Genomic DNA, 253 nt, shown 5'->3' with positions numbered 1-253 from the left:
TCCAGAACCACCAGACGGCGCCCGGTCGCAGCGAGCGCCGCCTGCAGATGCTCCACACCGAACCGAGCCAGCCGATCCTTGCGCTCGACCACGATCACCGCCGCAGTCGGATCGGCCAGAAGGCGATGCAGCTTGCGGCGCTTGCCGTCCAGGCCGGAGTCAACCTCGGTCACGATCTCCGCCACAGCCAGGCCCTGCGCGTCCGCCCCCTCCACCACCCGCACGGTCTGCCGGTCCAGGTCACCCTTCTGGT

At 70.0% G+C, this 253-nt stretch carries 1 protein-coding gene; it reads right to left on the bottom strand.

The annotated features are described in order from the left end of the window. Positions 1-253: recombinase family protein (locus ACNAW0_RS30920; RefSeq protein WP_416291567.1), on the bottom strand; the 253-nt coding region annotated here is incomplete at both ends.

This window comes from Micromonospora sp. SL1-18, assembly GCF_047921505.1.
Lineage (GTDB): Bacteria > Actinomycetota > Actinomycetes > Mycobacteriales > Micromonosporaceae > Micromonospora.
The sequence above is the reverse complement of the archived record's forward strand: the minus strand, read 5'-3'. Positions and strand labels throughout refer to the sequence as shown.